The organism is Gordonia sp. C13 (genome assembly GCF_023218005.1).
GTDB lineage: Bacteria > Actinomycetota > Actinomycetes > Mycobacteriales > Mycobacteriaceae > Gordonia > Gordonia namibiensis.
In genome coordinates this window covers 1-16,906 of the sequence record NZ_JALPSY010000044.1, presented here as the reverse complement: position 1 = coordinate 16,906, position 16,906 = coordinate 1, and the positions used below count along the sequence as shown (strand labels likewise).

The following is a 16,906-nucleotide window of genomic DNA, read 5'->3' as shown; positions in this document are numbered from 1 at the left end:
CAAGGTCCCCAAGCTTCGGTCCGGGTCGTTCCTCCCGAGCCTGCTCGAACGGCGCAGACGCCTCGACAAGGCCCTGCACGCGGTGGTGATGGAGGCCTATGTGCACGGTGTGTCCACTCGCAGTGTCCATGATCTCGTCAACGCCCTCGGTGTATCGTCGGGGATCTCCAAGTCCGAGGTGTCACGTATCTGCGCCGGCCTCGACAAAGAGATCTCGGCGTTGCGGGAACGGCCGCTGACTCACATCGAGTTCCCCTATGTGTCTCAGGCGTTGGTGGTGTGGCCACGGGCGTGTCGATGGACGGAACTCGTGAGGTGCTGGGTACCGCGGTCGGCGACAGCGAGTCGTTCGAGTTCTGGCGTGAGTTCCGCGCCTCGCTCAAAGCGCGGGGCCTCTCGGGGGTGCATCTGGTGGTCTCGATGCCCATGCTCGGTTGAAAGCGGCTGTGGCCCAGCAGTTTACCGGATCAGCGTGGTAGGCGGTCTCGTGCTCGACCGGCGGGACGTGTCCGGTCTCGCCGTGCAGGCGTCGGTGGTTGAACCAGTCGATGTATTCGGCGACGGCGATCTCGACCTCGCCGACACCGCCCCAGCCACCTCGAGGACGCATGACCGGGTTGCGTATGCGCTCGGCCTTGAACAGTGAGTTGAACGCCTCGGCCATCGCATTGTCAAACGAATTGCCCATGGAGCCAACGGAAGTCACAGCTTCGGCGTCGGCGAGACGTTCGGTGTAACGGATGGCCCGGTACTGCACTCCACGGTCGGAGTGATGGACCAGCCCGGCCACGTCCTGGCCGGCACGCGAACGCGCCCGCAACCCATCTACATAGCGTTCAACGCCAACGCGGTGTGCATGGTGGTCGGGACCTGCCACCCCACGACCATCCTCGTGGACGCCGGGCTCGACTCGCCCAGAGCTCATCCGCGTCGCCCGCTCCTTCAACTCAACGCTGAACTTCCGTGGTGCTGCCATGCTCGCCATCCTTCACAGATTCGAGAGCCTCCGACAAACCCTGGGCGATTCACCGGGCCACCGCTCCTGCTAGAACCACGTGTAGGGGACGAAGGCAGACGGCCCTCGACGATGTGACTGAAGCGACGGTCGTCAGCCCATCAGCTTTCCGCCGTGTCCCCACTGTGCCCGTGGTATGCCACGTAGCACAACTGTTGTTTCTGTGCCGATCTCATCTCCGAGTACTGTGGACACAGCCTTGGTCAGTTCGGCCACCATGTCGACAGCGAATTGTCTGTCGGTGAACCTGTCTTCGAAGAAACTTGCCTCGATGTAGGGCATTGTCGATCACTCTCCGTTCTTTTTTGTTCTCAGTGGGCCCGATCGAGCATGTTTGTTGCGGTTGCGGTTTGATCTACCGAGTGTCCAGCCGCAGCACCTGCGCCGATTCCGACAGGTAGTCGGTAAGGTCTTGCCCGGCGCGCACTACGTGCTTGATTCCGGTGCGGAGCTGGGTGATGTCGTCGAGTACCTTCTCGTCGACGACCAGTGCGTCTCCCGTTGCGCCGACGTTCAGCGAACCGAGGTCCTCCCGGTCGAGCAGTTCGGACGCGGTGGCGGTTGCGGTGGTAAGCGCCTCGGACACCGACATGCCTTGCTGCACGTACAGTTCCAGCTCGCGATAGTGTGCCCCGAACGGGCACAGCGTCCCGGACGAGTCGGTCCCCATCGCGATCTTGACCCCGGCTGCCCGCGCGATCGCGAAAGCCTCGATCGTCCGGGCATGGGCGTCCCGGAGGTCCTCCACGCCCGCGGCCGAGAGACCCCGGGCGGTGCCCTCACGCTGGCACCAGTCATTGAAGGCCATCGTGGGGACCAGGAACGTGCCGTGGCGGGCCATGTGGGCAGCACACTCCTCGTCGAGATAGGAGCCGTGCTCGATGCTGTCGACGCCGGCCTCGAGGCTGCGCCGGATGCCCTCGAGCGACAGTGCATGCGCGGCCACTCGCAGGTCCATGTCGTGGGCCTCGTCGACGATCGCCGTGAGTTCGGCGACGCTGTAGTTCGGCCAGTGCGGCTGCTCTCCTTTCGACATCCCGCCGCTGGCCATTACCTTGATGAAGTCGGCGCCACTACGCGCCTGCAGGCGGACCAGCTGCCGGCATGCGTCGATGCCGTCAGCCGTATCCCATTCCCGCCGTTGCGTGTACGGCGGGTAGAACAGATCACCGTGTCCGTTCGTCATTGTGATCCACCACGGGGCGACGAGCAGGTTCGGACCGACCATCAGACCGTCGTCGACCAGGTCGCGGAGTTCTGTCTCGCCGACCCCGCGATGTCCCATGCAACGCAAGGTCGTGAATCCCGCCCGCAGCGCCCGGAGCGAGTTGCGGTAGCCGTGGAGCAACTTCTCCGGACCGGTCTTCTGGCCGCGGAAGGCGTCGCTCGCGATCACCCGGTCGGTGTCCGAGTTCGTCGTGAGGTGGACATGACAGTCGATCAAGCCGGGTAACACCGCGTGGCCGGTCGCATCGACCCGTCGGGTACCCGACGGGACGACGTCGGGTCGATGCTCTCCCACGTAGGCGACCCTGCCGTCCCTGATGTACAGCAGTCCGGACGCATACGACTCGTCTGGTCCGAGCCACACCAGGCCGCTCTCGATCGCGATGTCGTTCATTGATCCCACTCACTCACTGTGCGGCACTGTTCGGCAAGAGCTCTCCGTCCCACGGCATTCAGGGTCACACAGATCTCAGGTCGGCGGCGCGTCCAGGACAACGGTCTTGTTCTCCAGGTAGGCCTGCAACCCCGCCACGCCGCCCTCACGTCCGATACCGGATCGTTTGAAACCGCCGAAGCCGATGCCGAAGTCCGCGCGGTTGCCGTTCTGTCCGACGGTGCCGGAGTGGATCCGGCGGGCGATCGCCAGGACCCGTGCGGAATCGTGGGTGAACACGGCGGCATTCAAACCGAACTCGGTGGCGTTCGCGATCCTGATCGCGTCATCGAGATCGTGGGCGGGCTGGACCGCCAGCACCGGACCGAAGATCTCCTCCTGACCGAGTCGCGACTCCACCGCCACCCTCCCGAAGACCGTCGGCTCGACGAACCAGCCGCTATCGAGGTGACCAGGACGGCCGCCGCCGTAGGCCAGCTCGGCTCCCTCCTGCCTTCCGATCTCGATGTAGTCTTGGACTCGCGCACGCTGGCGCTCCGTCGCCACCGGTCCCAGCGTCGTTGTGGGATCGTAGGGGTCACCGATCCGCACCTTGCTGAACTCCTCGGCCAGTGCGTCAACCATGGCGTCGTGCCGCTTGTCGGGCACAATGATCCTTGTCAGTGATGCGCAGATCTGACCGGACAGGAAGCACTCGGCTGCCGCGATGGTTCGTGCTGCGTCTGCGATGTCGAAGTCGTCGAGTACTATCGCTGGCGACTTGCCTCCGAGTTCCAGCGAGGACCGTGCGATCCGACCGCCGAGAATGCCGCCGATCCTTTTGCCCGCCTCGGTCGATCCCGTGAAGGCGATCTTGTCGACGCGCGGATCCCTTACCAGGGCTTCGGAGGCCTCTCGCTCGGCGGTCACCACATTGAGGACACCCGGTGGCAGGCCAATCATCTCCGCGATCTCGCCCATGATGTACCCGGCACCGGGTGCCTCCGGCGAACACTTCACGACCACAGTGCAACCCGCCAGGAGGGCGGGCGCGACCTTCCAGGCAAGGAGCCCCATCGGGGAGTTCCACGGGATGATCGCACCCACGACGCCGACCGGCTCCTTCACGATCATCCCGAAAGCGGCTCCGTTGGTGGGTGGGACCTCCTCCGTGAACGCGAAGTCGGTCGCCAATCCCGCGTAGTACCGGTAGGTCTCGACCACCTCCTTCATGACGACGCCCACCGAGGACGCGAGGATCCCGGTCTCCCGCGGCCAGATCTCGACTACGTCGTCGATGCGCTCCTCGACCGCTTCGGCGATTGCGGCTAGCGCCTCGGCGCGCTCGGCATGCGACAACCGTGGCCACGGCCCTTCGTCGAATGCCCTGCGGGCGGCCGCGATCGCGCGATCGATGTCATCGACATCGGCGTCGGGGACCGAGTAGAACACCTGCTCAGTCGTCGAGTCGATCACGTCGATCGTCTCGGTCGAGTGCGGTTCGACCCAGGCCCCGTCGATGTAGAGACTTCCGGTCGACGACAGGGGAACTCGGGGGAGCGCTTTCATACGGGATTCCTCTTCTGCGGACGAGCGTCTCGAGATCAGGCGACCTTGGAGTGGTCGTCCTGCTCGCGCATTTGCTTGATCACGTCGTAGTAGTAGGACTCGGGGACCTCGGCCTCGCTGCGTGCGATCAGGTCGGTGAAGTCCCACTTCGTGAGCAGGTGCCCGTCGCGGTACACCGGCTGAAGCAGGTTCTCCTCCGGCGAGATCGAATCGCGGCGGACGGTGACGAATTCCCCGTCGCGCTTGGTCAGTGCGAGGCGGCCGGCCTTCGATGCCTTGAAGGCGGCTCCGGTGGGTTGTTTGGCGACATCTCGCCACTCGCCGTCGACGCAGACCGCGTTGCACTTCTGGCCGAAGTTCAGGGAGTCGCGGTTGTAGTGCTGGAGCAGACCTCCACCCATGCCGAAGATGGCGTTCTCGGCCGACATGCCACGTCGTTCGAGCTCGAGGTAGATCTGCGGCAGGCTGGCGAAGGTGACTCCGTCGCCCTGAACGACGCGCAGGTAGGGCGGCAGGACCTTGAAGCCCTTCGAGTTCACCTCGTAACCAAATGCGTCCATGAGCCATTCCGCGGTGTCCGCAGTTACCTGGACCGGGTCACCGGAGTCCGGGCGCGCGCCGACCAGGCCTGGGAAGTTCTGGATCTCCTCCTTGAGTTCCTTGCCCAGGATGTTCTTCACCGCGTTCTCGTGATCGTACGAATCCGTAAGGAGCAGTGCACAACCCGAGTCCCGGTAGGTGTGCAACATGTTGCGGAGCGCGTCGACCTCGTGATCACGTCCCCACGAGGTGAAGCCCGCGTGCTCGCTGTTGGGGCCCGAGTTGGCCGGCGAGACGGCGTTGTAGTACTTCATCGCGGCGAGGATCCCCGGCACGGTGTCGCTCTGGTCGAAGTTCACCAGGTGCGCGAGCCCGCCCAGCGCCGCAGATTCCTGGGAGCTGACTCCGCGGGCACCGTAGTCGTGCAACTGCAACCGGAGGAGCTCCGGGTGGTCCGAGGTGCGCGCGAAGGCTTCCCGGATTATCTGCTTGCTCATCCAGCTGACGGTGCCGATGGTGGTCGGGTACCAGACCGCACGCAGCAGTGCGGTCTCGAAGAAGCTAGTGACCCAGTGGTACTTCGGATCGGTGTTGATGATCTGCACGAGCACGTTCCGCGTAGGCAGGACGGTTCCCTCCGGCACGGCCTCGATCTCCACGGGCAGGTACCCGCCGTGGTCGTTGAGGATCCCCAGCCAGTTCTCGCGATTGAAGGGCATGCCCTGTGCTCGGGTGACCGCTTCGGCCTCGTCGATATCGTCCAGGGTGATCGGACGCAGGAGGTGCTCGCGGATGTACGCCTGCAGGCCGACGAACATCGTGGCCGGGAAAATGCCACCGCGCGACTCGATGTAGCTCGAAACGTACTCCGTGCCCTTCGGGTACAGCGAGTAGTGACAGTGCTTGTAGGTGTCGGTGTTCAGGATGATGTTGTCGAGTGCCGAGACAGATGACATGTGATTCCTCACTCAGTTTCCGGAATGTAGAAACGTTTCTACTCTGGTCAAAATTATCGGGACCCGCTCGCATCGATAACGTCGCCGGATCCCCGCGCACTGTGACCCTTAGTGCTCCTTAGCCATAGTGGGGAAAGGCACCGCCGACGGTCAAGTGATGCGGCGTAAACAAGACGTTTCATTCGCGTTTCGGTGATGGCGGTGCGGATTACCGGGATGGACAACAGTTTTCGACAACCGCCGGTCGTCCGCCTTGATCGCCGGTCGAGCGAGGCGAGGTGGTGTCGGCGGCGATGGGCCACCGGGGGCTCGGGGACTTCGAATGCCAGATGTGCCGGCGGGCACGAACGTGCAGGTCCTCGCATGTGGTGGTCCCTGCGGATACCCAACGCTTGCGTGGACGGCCATCGGTGCATAGAATCGTTTCTATCGCCCGGGTCGGCAGTCGCCGGCCCAGCCGGCGAGGATTTGAAGACTCCCGTGCTCGGAGCATCCTCGAGCGGCGCTCCATGCCAGGCGACACGAGAATCGTTTCACAGTCAGAGGGGCAGTTTCATGAAGATCTGGGTAACTACGCCGTTCTTTTACCGCGACATGAGCCGCCCGTGGTCGGAGTTGCTCGACGATATGCTTCGTATCGTCGACGCCGCGGAGGACCTCGGTTTCGAAGGTGTGACCGTCAACGAGAACCACTTCCAGAACTACGTCAGCAATCCGTCGTCGGTGATGTTCAGTGCACTGGCCGCGGCGCGCACTGAGCGACTGCGGATCATGCCTGGAATTGTGGTGCTCCCGTACTACAACCCGCTGCTCATCGCCTCGGAGATGAGTTTCCTCGATCACATGGCCCCGGGCCGGATCGGGATCGGGGTCGCTCGGGGCGGAAGCCGCTACCCGCTCGATCGCATCGGTGTCGATCCCAAGGATGCGCGGGAGATCTACGAGGAATCGCTGGAGATCATCAAGCGCGTGTGGGTCGAGGACGACGTGGAGTACGACGGCAAGTACTTCTCGTTCCCGCCGACCACGATCGTGCCCAAGCCGGCTTCCGACCCGCACCCCGAACTCTGGGCCGCGTCGCAGAGCATCGACGGTGTCCGACGGGTGGCCAAGCAGGGGAACAATCTGATCACCGCGCCCAACTACGGCAACTTCGAGCCCTATGGCGACCTCGAAGCGCTCCTCGAGGCGTACAACGACGAGATCGAGCAGACCGGGATGCCGCGTGGCCAGGTGATGGCGCTCCGCCACACGTGGCTGGGCAACACCGAGGAACAAGCCACCGAATACTTCGACGATGTGCTGAGCGAATACAACTACTACCTCACGCTCGTCCATGCCAGCAGGACCGCGAACCAGACCAAGGAAGAGCGATTGTCCGTCCGTGCCGACGGCGAGAAGGACGACTCGGTCGTCAAGGGCGGTGCGATGAAGCCGGCCGAGGAGACCTTCTCCAAGGAAGGGCTGTCCGAGAAGTACGCCGACCCGATCCTCACGACCCCTGATCGGATGATCGAACGGTTCAAGGCTTACGAGGCGCTCGGCGTCGACCACATGGCGTGCCTGATCGCGGTCGGGCAGCCCATCGAGGCGGTGGTGGCGAACATGGAGTTCATGGCGAAGGAAGTGCTCCCCGAGTTCTCCTGAGACCACCTCGACGTCCGACAAGAGAGAGAGAAAGCCAGGTCATGACCAGCCGACTTCATGTTTTCGACATGGACGGCACCCTTCTCAAAGGTGCAGCCGCCCTTGATCTGTCCCGATACTTCGGCAAGCTGGACGAGGGTCTCGACATCGAGAACCGCTGGGCGGCCGGGCAGATCACCGACACCGAGTTCTGGTCGACGCTGCTCGGCATCTGCGACGGCGCCACCGAGGCCGAACTCGACGCGGCCTTCGAGCAGGCGGAGTGGCTCGACGGGGTCGTCGCCACCTTCGAGGACATCCGCCGACGAGGCGAGACGGTCATCATCATCTCGCAATCGCCGGCGTTCTTCGTCGACAGGTTGAGACAGTGGGGCGCGCACGAGACCTACGGGTCCGACGTCGTGATCGGCGAGCCACTCTCGGAGGACGCGACCCTGTCTCCGCAGGAGAAGGTGAATATCACTGAGGCGGCGCTGGCCCGGTTGGCATTGTCGCCGGAAGACTGTGTGGCTTACGGCGATTCGTCGTCGGACATCGAGCTGTTCGGTTGGCTCCGGAACACCGTGGCTGTCAACGCGAGCCCGGTGGTCGCCGAACTCGCGTCCGTGGAGTATCAGGGCGACGACCTGCGCGCCGCCTACGAACTGGGGCGAGGGCTGTTCGGCGCCCGGAGCCGGATCTGAGAGTCCGACGACCCCATCCCGATCAGGTCCCGCACGGACTTCCCAGCACAGTTCTCGAAGACAGTAGGAGAAACACAATGAAACCTCTCACGATCCTCGTCGCGGGCGAATCGTGGATCAAGCACACGATCCACATGAAGGGCTTCGACCAGTTCCACAACACCGAATACGAGGAAGGCGCGACGGTCTTCCTCGACAATCTCGCCGCGGACGGTCACGAGGTCACCTACGTTCGCGGGCATGAGATCTCGTCACGATTCCCCAAGACCGCGCAGGAGATCGATCACTACGACGTCGTCGTCATCTCCGACATCGGCTCCAACTCGTTCCAACTCCCCGACGAGACCTTCCTGCGTTCGGAGATGTCGCCGAATCGGCTCGGAGTCGTGGCCGACTATGTCCGCCGGGGCGGCGGCCTCGTGATGGTCGGCGGCTATCTCTCGTTCACCGGCATCGATGCCAAGGCCCGATTCGGCATGACCCCGCTCGCCGATGTCCTCCCGGTGACCATGCTGACCTACGACGACCGGATCGAGGTGCCCGAGGGCTGCAAGGTCGAGGTCCGGTTGCCCGGGCACCCGGTTCTCGGCGACACGCCCAACGAATGGCCTCCGCTCCTGGGATACAACCGCGTCATCCCGCGTGACGACGCGGAGGTGGTCGCCCGGAGCGGTGACGATCCGATCCTCGTGACGGGCACGTTCGGAAGCGGTCGCGCCGTCGCCTTCACCTCCGACCTCGCCCCGCACTGGGCACCCCCGGAATTCGTCGAGTGGACCAGTTACGCACACTTGTGGACGTCGATACTGTCGTGGGCAGGCGGACGCTCATGACCAGGGGAAAGGATCGCGGTGGCGTCTGAGAGCAAACCGAAACGCGCAACCATCAAGGACGTGGCCGAATACGCCGGGGTCTCGGTGAGCACCGTCAGCTACGTACTGAACGACTCCGGCCCAGTAGCGCCCGAACGGCGCAGCCGAGTCCTCGACGCGGCGCGAGTCCTGCAGTACTCACCGAATGAATCGGCGCGCAATCTCAAGCGGCGCACTGCCTCTCGAATCGGGATGGTGATCCCTGATCTGACGAACCAGTTCTTCGCGATGATCGCCGAGGGGGTCCACCAGGCAGCATCAGCGAATGACGTGCTGGTGGTGCTGGTGGTCCCCGGCAGCGCCGAGCAGTCAGAGGAGGAGCAGACGCGGCTGCTGCGCAGCCAGCGCGTCGACGGGGTCGTCTATCTGTCGAGCACGGGCTCGATGCCCGCGGCCAGCTACGAGCTCGCCCGCTCCGGACCGGTGGTCCTCGTCGACGAGCAGATCCCCGGCGTCGACCTGCCCGCCGTCGTGTGTGACTCCCGGAAGGGTGCCCGGAAGGTCGCCCAGCACGTGATCGACAAGGGGCATCGTCGAATCGCGGTGATCGGTGGCCCGGACAGTCTCTGGACCGCGCAACAGCGTCTCGCCGGCTATCGGGAAGCCTTCGCGGGCGCCGGTATCGACCCGGATTCCGTTCCGGTGCTCGTCGGCGACTACCGCCAGGACACCGGCTACGAACTCGCTGCGCGCGCACTGGCGGCCGACATCGAACCCACTGCGTTGATCTGCGCGAACGACCTGATGGCGGTCGGCGCGATGGAGTATTGCCGGGACTCGGGCCGACGCATGCCGGACGACGTGAGCATCGTCGGCTTCGACGACCTGCCGCTGTCGTCACTGCTGACCCCACGTCTGACCAGTGTTCGTCAGCCCGCGCACGACATGGGCTACCGGGCCACGACAGTCCTGTTCGACCTCATCGAGAATCGGACGCCGGCGCCGATGAGCCTGCTGCCGACGACCGTGCAGGTGCGATCGTCGGTGTGCGACATCAACGGAGCGTGAACGTCATGAGCAACGGAGTACTGGTGATCGGCGCCATCAACGTCGATCTCGTGGTGGGCGCCGATCGACTCCCCGGGCCGGGTGAGACGGTGGTGGGGCCGCGTCTCGACAGATTCGGGGGTGGCAAGGGCGCCAACGCCGCTGTTGCGGCAGCACGGATGGATGCGCGCGTCCGCTACTGCGGCGTTGTGGGGACCGACGACTTGGGTCGCGAGGCCCTCGCCGAGCTGGCGTCTGTCGGGATCGATGTGTCCGATGTCGCCGAGATCGGCGACATCCCCACCGGGGCAGCACTGATCGTCGTGGACAGGGCGGGCGAGAACCAGATCGCGGTCGCCGCGGGCGCCAACTCGTACGTCGACCCGGCGGGTGTCCGGGCCGCCGTGGAACGGTCTGTCGGGTGGGCGGGTTGCGTGCTGGTGAGCACGGAGATCTCCACCGCCGCGGTCCGCAGCGCGGTCGCGGCCGCGCGCGAGCACGGGGTGCCCTGTGTGCTCAACCCGGCACCTCTGCGCGAGGATCTCCTCGCTGCGGTGCGCGCTGCGACGGTCCTGACGCCCAACGCCTCGGAACTCCGCGACCTTTGCGATGCGCTCTCGATTCCCCACATGGACGTCTGCGACGCCGCCGCCCGGGTCGCTGACGCAACCGGGGCGTGTGTCGCGGTCACGCGAGGTGCAGAGGGCGCGCTCATCGCTCGCCCGGACGGTGGGATCGAACGTATCTCGGCGCTCGCGGCGCCGGAGGTGCGCGACACCACGGGCGCCGGCGACACGTTCAACGGTGTGCTCGCGGCGTCCCTGGCAGCCGGGAACACGCTCGACGAGGCGTGTCACCGTGCCGTCATCGCCGCTTCGCTGTCCGTGCGTCAGGTGGGAGCGCGGACGGGTATGCCGTCAGCGGACGAGGTAGCGATGGCGCAAGTGTGACCGGCGTCGATTAACGGGAAAGCGCACATCACGGGTAGAAACGTTTCTACTCGTCCGCTGACAAAACAGCTTCTACGACAGAACATCTGGAAGGCACGCATGACCACCTCACTCCCGCTCGGCTATCAGAAGCAATTGATGATGTTCGCCGGACGAGCGAACCCCGCACTCGCCGCGTCGATCGCCGCCACGCTGCAGGTCGACCTGGGCCCGATCACCCTCAAGACCTTCTCCAATGGAGAGGTGTACTGCCGCTTCGACGAATCCGTCCGGGGCGCAGACGTATTCCTCATCCAACCGATGAGTGCCAATCCGGACGAAGGGCTCAACGCCAACGACGCCCTCCTGGAACTGCTGGTGATGGTCGATGCCGCCATCGGCGCGAGCGCACACCGGGTCGTCGCGGTCACCCCATGGTTCGGCTATTCCAGGCAGGACAAGAAATCCGCTCCGCGCGAACCGATCTCGGCCCGTATGGTGGCTCGGGTGCTGGAGGCCGCCGGAGTGGACAGGGTGCTGACGATGGATCTCCATGCGGGTCAGCTCCAAGGCTTCTTCAGTGTTCCCGTCGATCACATGACCGCGCTCATGATGCTCGCCGATTACTTCGCCGGACTCGACGACGATCTCGTCGTGGTGGCGCCCGATGCCGGCCGAGTCAAGCTGAACAAGCAGTTCGCCACTCGCATCGGCGCGGGACTGGCCATCCTGGACAAAGAGCGACCGCAACAGCAGATCGCCCAGATATCCACTGTGATAGGCGATGTGCGCGGCAAGACGGCCATCATCGTGGACGACATCATCGATACGGCCGGCACTTTGTGTGCTGCCGGCGAAGCAGTGGTCCGGGCCGGCAGCGAACGTGTGTTTGCGGCGGCCACCCACGGTGTGTTCAGCGGGCGCGCGTACGAGAATCTCGCCGACTCGCCGTTCGAGCGCGCGGTCGTCACCGACACCATCGCGTTGCGTCCCGATGCGCCGCCGGTGATCGACGTCATCTCGTGCGCACCGATGCTCGCCGACACGATTCGGCGCATCTTCGTCGATGACTCGGTCAGTGAGGTGTTCGGGGGCAAGAATCATGTGTTCTGAAGCGGCACCGGAGAACCGGACGGCCGCGTCCGGGTCCACCCATCTCACCGGCGTGCACGATTCCACGGGTGTCGTCGACGTCTCCGCGCTGCGCACCACGTTCGCCAAGTTCCCCAGCGGGGTGACCGCGTTGTGTGCGATCGACGATGCCGGGCAACCGACCGGCATGGCGGTCAGCGCTTTTGTAAACGTGTCCCTGGAACCACCCCTGGTCGGCGTGTTCATCCAGAGTTCCTCGACGACCTGGCCGAAGTTGCGGACGCGGCCGCGCATCGGACTCTCTGTCCTGAGCGCCGACCAGCACACCGCATGCCGGCAACTGGCGTCCCGCACCGGCAACCGGTTCGCGGATCTGAGTTGGGACACCGGCGTCGAAGGCGCGATCTTCCTGCACGGAGCCAGCGCGTGGTTCGACTGCGAGGTCGAGTCCGAGTCGGTCACCGGTGACCACACCCTGGCCCTGCTGCGCATCATCGGCCATCGTGTGGCCGGACCCGAAGCCCCACTGGTGTTCTACGAGAGCCGATTTCACGATCTCAGCGCGTCCGCGCGAGAGAACTGACCGAAAGGACCCCCATGATCGTCGAGATTCGCGAGTACGTAGCCGTTCCCGGCCGCCTGCCGGCGATCGTCGACTTGTTCTCCAACCACACTGCGCGGATGTTCGAGCGATACGGCGTCGAACTGATCAGTGCCGGGCACACCGTGATCGGCGAGAACTCGTTCGGGGAGTTGGTCTACAGCCTCCGATTCAACGATCTCGCCGAACTCGATCTCAAGTGGGGGCAGGTGACCTCCGATCCCGAGTGGCAGGACGCGTTCGCCGCCGCGGAACAGGACGGTCCGTTGATCCGGACGATGCGACGCCGCGTCATCGATGACACCCCGTTCCAGTCGAGACGATGATCGTCGAGATCAACGGCTGCCACGACGTCCAGCTGGTCTCCTCCAGGGACGGGGAGGTGAACATCGTCGCGCCCAAGGTACTGCTGCCCTATCTTCCTGGGATAGTCGCGCTGAACGGTTTGGGGCGCGTCGCCGGCCACGTCGTCGAACTGGATGTCACCTGGTCCGGATGGCCCGCCGGTGTCCCCACCCCGCCGACCGCGGCGATCACCACACGCTGCGACTGAGCTCCCTCGCCGCTCGACGAATCGACCATGGGTGGCACCGTCACCCGAAAGGACCTCTGATGACCGACCCCGCGCTGCCGAGCGCCGTCCCCACCGGAATCTGGATAGGCGGCTCAGCCCGCGAGGCATCGAACGGCGAGCGGTTCGACGTCGTGAACCCGGCCACGGGCGACGTCCTGACCGCGGTCGCCGATGCGACCGTCGCCGACGCCGACGCCGCTCTCACCGCAGCCGTCGCGGTCCAGCCCTCCTGGGCGGTCACGCCACCGCGTGAGCGAGGCGAGATACTGCGCCGGGCGTGGGAGATCGTCCGGGAACGGGCGGACGACTTCGCCGACCTCATCACCCTGGAGATGGGCAAGCCGTTGGCCGAGAGTCATGGTGAAGTCGCCTACGGCAGCGAGTTCCTGCGGTGGTTCGCCGAGGAAGCCGTCCGGATCGGCGGCCGGCTGACGGCCGCGCCGTCGGGGAACGGCCGCATCCTTGTCACCCGAGAACCCGTCGGACCGACGCTGGCGGTCACACCGTGGAACTTCCCGCTGGCGATGGGAGCCCGCAAGATCGGTCCGGCCCTCGCCGCCGGTTGCACTATCATCGTGAAACCGGCGGAGGACACGCCTCTGACCATGTTGCTGCTCGCCCAGGTCTTCGCCGACGCCGGGCTCCCGGACGGGGTGCTGTCGGTGGTCCCGACCCGATCGGCGCCCGCGGTCGTCGGTGCGCTCATGACGGACCGGCGCCTCCGGAAGGTGTCCTTCACCGGATCGACCGCCGTGGGCAAGAAGCTCATCGCACAGTCTGCCGACCAGGTGTTGCGGACCTCGATGGAGCTCGGCGGCAACGCGCCGTTCATCGTCTTCGACGACGCCGACATCGGGTCCGCGGTCGCGGGCGCGGTCGCGGCGAAGATGCGCAATGGTGGACAGGCGTGTACGGCGGCGAACAGGTTCCTGGTCCACAACAGGGTCCGCGACACGTTCACCGATGCGTTGTGCACGCGGATCGGCGCGATCACCATGGGCCCGGGCCATGCCGACGGCGTCACACTCGGACCGATGATCAACGCCGGGCAGCGGGACGCAGTCGCCGCGCTCGTCGACGAGGCGGTCGCCGCGGGAGCCCGTGTCCGTACCGGGGGATCGACTGTCGCCGGCCCGGGCTGCTTCTACCAGCCGACCGTGCTCGACGAGGTTCCGGCGGGATCGCGGATCCTGGACGAGGAGATCTTCGGCCCGGTTGCGGTGATCACCGGGTTCGACACCGAAACCGAAGCGCTGGAGCAAGCGAACGGAACCGACCACGGACTGGCCGCGTACTTCTACACGCGAGATCTCGACCGGGCGAGGCGCGTGGCGGAGGCTCTCGAAGCGGGGATGGTGGGCGTCAACCGCGGTGTGATCTCCGACCCTGCAGCTCCTTTCGGCGGCGTCAAACAGTCGGGCCTGGGAAGTGAAGGCGGCAGCGAGGGCATCGACGAGTACCTGAACACCAAGTACATCGCGCTCACAGCGTGATACCGACGAGGCCGCGCAACGGACCGTGGAGACTAGGAAATGATGTACGACGGTGATTCTCGGGTCTTCTTCCTCGACTGCGACCCCGGCATCGATGATGCACTGGCCCTGGCCTACCTACTCGCGAGGCGCACGCCCCTCGTCGGCGTGGGAAGTGTGGCGGGCAACGTCGACGCCGCCCGGGGCGCCGAGAATGCTCGTCGGCTGCTGCGGTTGTTCGACAGAGGCGACATCCCGGTGTCCGTCGGAATCGATGCGCCGGACGGCGCTCATGTCGACGATACCGCTGCGTCGTTCCACGGCCGCAACGGTCTCGGGGGAGTGTCCCTGCCCCCTGGCCTGGATGATGTCGGGTCGTCCTCGACCCCGGACACGCTACGGAGTCTGGCACGCACATACGGCGACCGACTCCACATCATCGCGACCGGACCGCTCACGAATCTCGCGCAGGTCCTCGCGGACGATCCCGACTTCGGCAACCGCGTGGGCAGCATGACCGTGATGGGCGGTGCGTTCTCCGTCCCCGGCAACGTGACCCCATGGGCGGAGGCCAACATCGCGTCTGATCCCACAGCGGCCGCACTCGTCGTCCAGTCGGACTGGAATCGGCTCACGTTCGTACCGATCGATCTCACCTATACACATCTGTTCAGTCGGAAGGACCAGACGGCCGTACGCGATCTCGATCGGCCGGAACTCGAAACCCTCTGTCACATCGTCGACTTCTACTACAACGCCTACCAGGATCGGTTTCTGGGACGATACATTCCACTCCATGATCCGTTGGCAGCGGCGGTCGCGGTCGGAGATGTCGTTGTCGAGACTGCCACGCGCGGTCAGGTGACTGTGTGTGTCGACCGCGGAGAGCGGCGAGGGCAAACAACGTTGTCGCACACCACGGACGGCAAGATTACCGTCGTCTCGACGGTGGACCGGCAGTGTGCCCGGGTACTAATTGACACGCTCGCAGCGCACTGGCGGTGAGGGGAGCGGAGCCCCTATGAGTACCTGTCGAGGACGCCTAAGACACATTAAGCAGGCCAACGAGTTCGTGACGCACTGATCGGCGAGACCCGCGCGATGACGGTTACTGGCAGCGTTTGCGACTGAGAACTGCTGTGCGGTCCCCGTCAGTGAGGTGTAACCAAGCGCTGGTGCCCGGGCCGTGCCGTCGCTGTGTCTACCGTCGGGGTGGATGCTCAGATTGGACGAGTTTCTCAGCAACTTCTGCCGGTGGCATGTTCTGGTCCTGGGAGAGACGGGTGGCGAGCAAGAACGCTTGCGCCGCACCGATGTCGGAGCGTTCCATCAGGATGCCTTTCTCCTGCCCGATCACATCGCGGCCGGCCAACGCACTATGGAACTGTTGGCCACGGCGTGCCGCGAGCAACGCGATCGCGGCGTGGGTGGCCAGATCCTCAGCCAAGTACTCGGTGGTGCGGCCCAGGTTTCCGGCAGTATCTGAGCAAAGGTTGAGCGTCCTGAGTTCGAGGTCGCCGACGAACAGCTGGATCGACATCGTTGACCGCACCGGGGTGTCATGTCGGGCCGCCGCCGTCACCGTCGGCCACCGCGTCTCGGTGTCGTGGTCGACGATCTGCACCGTGCGTTTTACCAGACGGCCTCGAAACAGGCTCTCATCGTATCGGCGCTGCAACTCGTCCATTGTCTTTGCCGCCGAATCGGTGGGTGCCGTCGACGTCAACTCGTGCGGCCGCGCCCCACGGGTCGTCTGGAGGCCAGGGTGACCCCGGCATGGTCAACACCCGGCAACAGCCGCACCGCCGAATCAGTGACTTCCCGGAACACCAGTCCGGGATCGTCAGGGTCGGGATGGTTCTTCCCCGAGCGTCAACGCAGATCGGTGGCCAGCCGCCTGATCTGCCGCCGAAGCAGCTCGCCGTGCCGCACTGCCCGTAGGAGTCAAGCGGGAGAAGCGCCGCAACGCCACCTGGTGATCTGGACGAGCGGACTGGTCCACCCAGAGTCGAATGCCAAGAAGCTCGTTCGGGCACTCTTCGCCCACGTTGACGAACTGCAGCGACGGGACTGAGCGGATGAACTCCTCGCCGACTCGATCATTGGCCGAGTCCCCGTCGCAGGCGGCGTGACCGTTAGTGGACTGGCAACGCCCGCACCTCCCGTGGTGCCCTGCCATAGGCTCACCATCTGCTCGACCTCGGCGATACTCTTCTGCTTGGCTAGCTTCGGCAGAGGGGTTGTTCGAGGCCGCTCGACTACCCTACTTGGCGTCCGCTAGTATTCGCCTGAGGCGCTGACCTGCGGTGACGTGATTCAAGTAAGCCTGCAGGATCCGCACTAGAATTCGTAGAAGTTGTGCGCTCCAG

At 65.0% G+C, this 16,906-nt stretch carries 16 protein-coding genes and 2 pseudogenes; 12 read left to right on the top strand and 6 right to left on the bottom strand.

The window, feature by feature from the left end:
* Positions 1–476: pseudogene (locus tag M1L58_RS22555) on the top strand (transposase); the annotation flags it as partial.
* Positions 477–493: 17 nt separating this feature from the next.
* Here the strand turns inward: M1L58_RS22555 and M1L58_RS23695 are convergent.
* The 5 genes and pseudogenes from M1L58_RS23695 to M1L58_RS22530 form a co-directional block, all read right to left on the bottom strand.
* Positions 494–610: pseudogene (locus tag M1L58_RS23695) on the bottom strand (IS3 family transposase); the annotation flags it as partial.
* 498 nt (positions 611–1,108) lie between these two features.
* The gene (locus M1L58_RS22545) at positions 1,109–1,297 is read right to left on the bottom strand and encodes a tautomerase family protein (protein WP_248660555.1); all 189 of its coding nucleotides are present in this window, start codon (positions 1,295–1,297) and stop codon (positions 1,109–1,111) included.
* Positions 1,298–1,370: 73 nt separating this feature from the next.
* Positions 1,371–2,636 (bottom strand): metal-dependent hydrolase family protein, encoded by a 1,266-nt coding sequence (locus M1L58_RS22540; protein WP_248660556.1) that lies wholly within the window; start codon positions 2,634–2,636, stop codon positions 1,371–1,373.
* Positions 2,637–2,711: 75 nt separating this feature from the next.
* Entirely contained in the window at positions 2,712–4,184 is a 1,473-nt protein-coding gene (locus tag M1L58_RS22535) for an aldehyde dehydrogenase (protein WP_248660554.1), read from the bottom strand.
* A gap of 35 nt (positions 4,185–4,219) precedes the next feature.
* The gene (locus M1L58_RS22530; RefSeq protein ID WP_248660553.1) at positions 4,220–5,680 is read right to left on the bottom strand and encodes a nicotinate phosphoribosyltransferase; all 1,461 of its coding nucleotides are present in this window, start codon (positions 5,678–5,680) and stop codon (positions 4,220–4,222) included.
* Between the two features lie 555 nt (positions 5,681–6,235).
* On the opposite strand from M1L58_RS22530, the gene M1L58_RS22525 reads away from it, so the two are divergent.
* From M1L58_RS22525 to M1L58_RS22475, 11 genes are all read left to right on the top strand, one after another.
* Positions 6,236–7,327 carry an LLM class flavin-dependent oxidoreductase gene (locus tag M1L58_RS22525; RefSeq protein ID WP_248660552.1) on the top strand — a complete coding sequence of 364 codons (1,092 nt, stop codon included), beginning with the start codon at positions 6,236–6,238 and terminating at the stop codon, positions 7,325–7,327.
* Between the two features lie 41 nt (positions 7,328–7,368).
* A complete protein-coding gene (locus tag M1L58_RS22520) occupies positions 7,369–8,010 on the top strand; it encodes an HAD family hydrolase (RefSeq protein WP_248660551.1) in 642 nt (213 codons plus the stop codon).
* A gap of 77 nt (positions 8,011–8,087) precedes the next feature.
* Complete coding sequence (locus M1L58_RS22515; RefSeq protein WP_248660550.1) at positions 8,088–8,843, top strand: glutamine amidotransferase; 756 nt, start codon at positions 8,088–8,090, stop codon at positions 8,841–8,843.
* A gap of 18 nt (positions 8,844–8,861) precedes the next feature.
* Positions 8,862–9,890, top strand: a complete 1,029-nt coding sequence (locus M1L58_RS22510; RefSeq protein ID WP_248660549.1) for a LacI family DNA-binding transcriptional regulator — start codon at positions 8,862–8,864, stop codon at positions 9,888–9,890.
* A 5-nt stretch (positions 9,891–9,895) separates the two neighbouring features.
* The gene (locus M1L58_RS22505) at positions 9,896–10,819 is read left to right on the top strand and encodes a PfkB family carbohydrate kinase (protein ID WP_248660548.1); all 924 of its coding nucleotides are present in this window, start codon (positions 9,896–9,898) and stop codon (positions 10,817–10,819) included.
* A gap of 138 nt (positions 10,820–10,957) precedes the next feature.
* Positions 10,958–11,911, top strand: coding sequence for a ribose-phosphate diphosphokinase (locus M1L58_RS22500; RefSeq protein WP_248660547.1), 954 nt, complete (start codon positions 10,958–10,960; stop codon positions 11,909–11,911).
* On the top strand, positions 11,901–12,473 hold the full coding sequence (locus M1L58_RS22495) for a flavin reductase family protein (protein ID WP_248660546.1): 573 nt from the start codon (positions 11,901–11,903) through the stop codon (positions 12,471–12,473). Before M1L58_RS22500 ends, M1L58_RS22495 begins: the two co-directional genes overlap by 11 nt.
* Positions 12,474–12,487: 14 nt before the next feature.
* Entirely contained in the window at positions 12,488–12,817 is a 330-nt protein-coding gene (locus tag M1L58_RS22490) for an NIPSNAP family protein (RefSeq protein ID WP_248660545.1), read from the top strand.
* Positions 12,814–13,044, top strand: coding sequence for a hypothetical protein (locus M1L58_RS22485; protein WP_248660544.1), 231 nt, complete (start codon positions 12,814–12,816; stop codon positions 13,042–13,044). The genes M1L58_RS22490 and M1L58_RS22485 overlap by 4 nt, the downstream gene beginning before the upstream one ends.
* Before the next feature lie 59 nt (positions 13,045–13,103).
* Positions 13,104–14,558 carry an NAD-dependent succinate-semialdehyde dehydrogenase gene (locus M1L58_RS22480; RefSeq protein ID WP_248660543.1) on the top strand — a complete coding sequence of 485 codons (1,455 nt, stop codon included), beginning with the start codon at positions 13,104–13,106 and terminating at the stop codon, positions 14,556–14,558.
* A 39-nt stretch (positions 14,559–14,597) separates the two neighbouring features.
* The gene (locus M1L58_RS22475; RefSeq protein ID WP_248660542.1) at positions 14,598–15,542 is read left to right on the top strand and encodes a nucleoside hydrolase; all 945 of its coding nucleotides are present in this window, start codon (positions 14,598–14,600) and stop codon (positions 15,540–15,542) included.
* A 196-nt stretch (positions 15,543–15,738) separates the two neighbouring features.
* On the opposite strand, the gene M1L58_RS22470 is transcribed toward M1L58_RS22475, so the two are convergent.
* A complete protein-coding gene (locus M1L58_RS22470) occupies positions 15,739–16,224 on the bottom strand; it encodes an ANTAR domain-containing protein (protein WP_248660541.1) in 486 nt (161 codons plus the stop codon).
* Positions 16,225–16,906: the final 682 nt, after the last annotated feature.

Excerpts from the sequence above, each read along its gene's own strand:
- M1L58_RS22545 (WP_248660555.1), bottom strand. The coding sequence starts at position 1,297 with ATGCCCTACATCGAGGCAAGTTTCTTCGAAGACAGGTTCACCGACAGA.
- M1L58_RS22540 (WP_248660556.1), bottom strand. The coding sequence starts at position 2,636 with ATGAACGACATCGCGATCGAGAGCGGCCTGGTGTGGCTCGGACCAGAC.
- M1L58_RS22535 (WP_248660554.1), bottom strand. The coding sequence starts at position 4,184 with ATGAAAGCGCTCCCCCGAGTTCCCCTGTCGTCGACCGGAAGTCTCTAC.
- M1L58_RS22530 (WP_248660553.1), bottom strand. The coding sequence starts at position 5,680 with ATGTCATCTGTCTCGGCACTCGACAACATCATCCTGAACACCGACACC.
- M1L58_RS22525 (WP_248660552.1), top strand. The coding sequence starts at position 6,236 with ATGAAGATCTGGGTAACTACGCCGTTCTTTTACCGCGACATGAGCCGC.
- M1L58_RS22520 (WP_248660551.1), top strand. The coding sequence starts at position 7,369 with ATGACCAGCCGACTTCATGTTTTCGACATGGACGGCACCCTTCTCAAA.
- M1L58_RS22515 (WP_248660550.1), top strand. The coding sequence starts at position 8,088 with ATGAAACCTCTCACGATCCTCGTCGCGGGCGAATCGTGGATCAAGCAC.
- M1L58_RS22505 (WP_248660548.1), top strand. The coding sequence starts at position 9,896 with ATGAGCAACGGAGTACTGGTGATCGGCGCCATCAACGTCGATCTCGTG.
- M1L58_RS22500 (WP_248660547.1), top strand. The coding sequence starts at position 10,958 with ATGATGTTCGCCGGACGAGCGAACCCCGCACTCGCCGCGTCGATCGCC.
- M1L58_RS22495 (WP_248660546.1), top strand. The coding sequence starts at position 11,901 with ATGTGTTCTGAAGCGGCACCGGAGAACCGGACGGCCGCGTCCGGGTCC.
- M1L58_RS22490 (WP_248660545.1), top strand. The coding sequence starts at position 12,488 with ATGATCGTCGAGATTCGCGAGTACGTAGCCGTTCCCGGCCGCCTGCCG.
- M1L58_RS22485 (WP_248660544.1), top strand. The coding sequence starts at position 12,814 with ATGATCGTCGAGATCAACGGCTGCCACGACGTCCAGCTGGTCTCCTCC.
- M1L58_RS22480 (WP_248660543.1), top strand. The coding sequence starts at position 13,104 with ATGACCGACCCCGCGCTGCCGAGCGCCGTCCCCACCGGAATCTGGATA.
- M1L58_RS22475 (WP_248660542.1), top strand. The coding sequence starts at position 14,598 with ATGATGTACGACGGTGATTCTCGGGTCTTCTTCCTCGACTGCGACCCC.
- M1L58_RS22470 (WP_248660541.1), bottom strand. The coding sequence starts at position 16,224 with ATGGACGAGTTGCAGCGCCGATACGATGAGAGCCTGTTTCGAGGCCGT.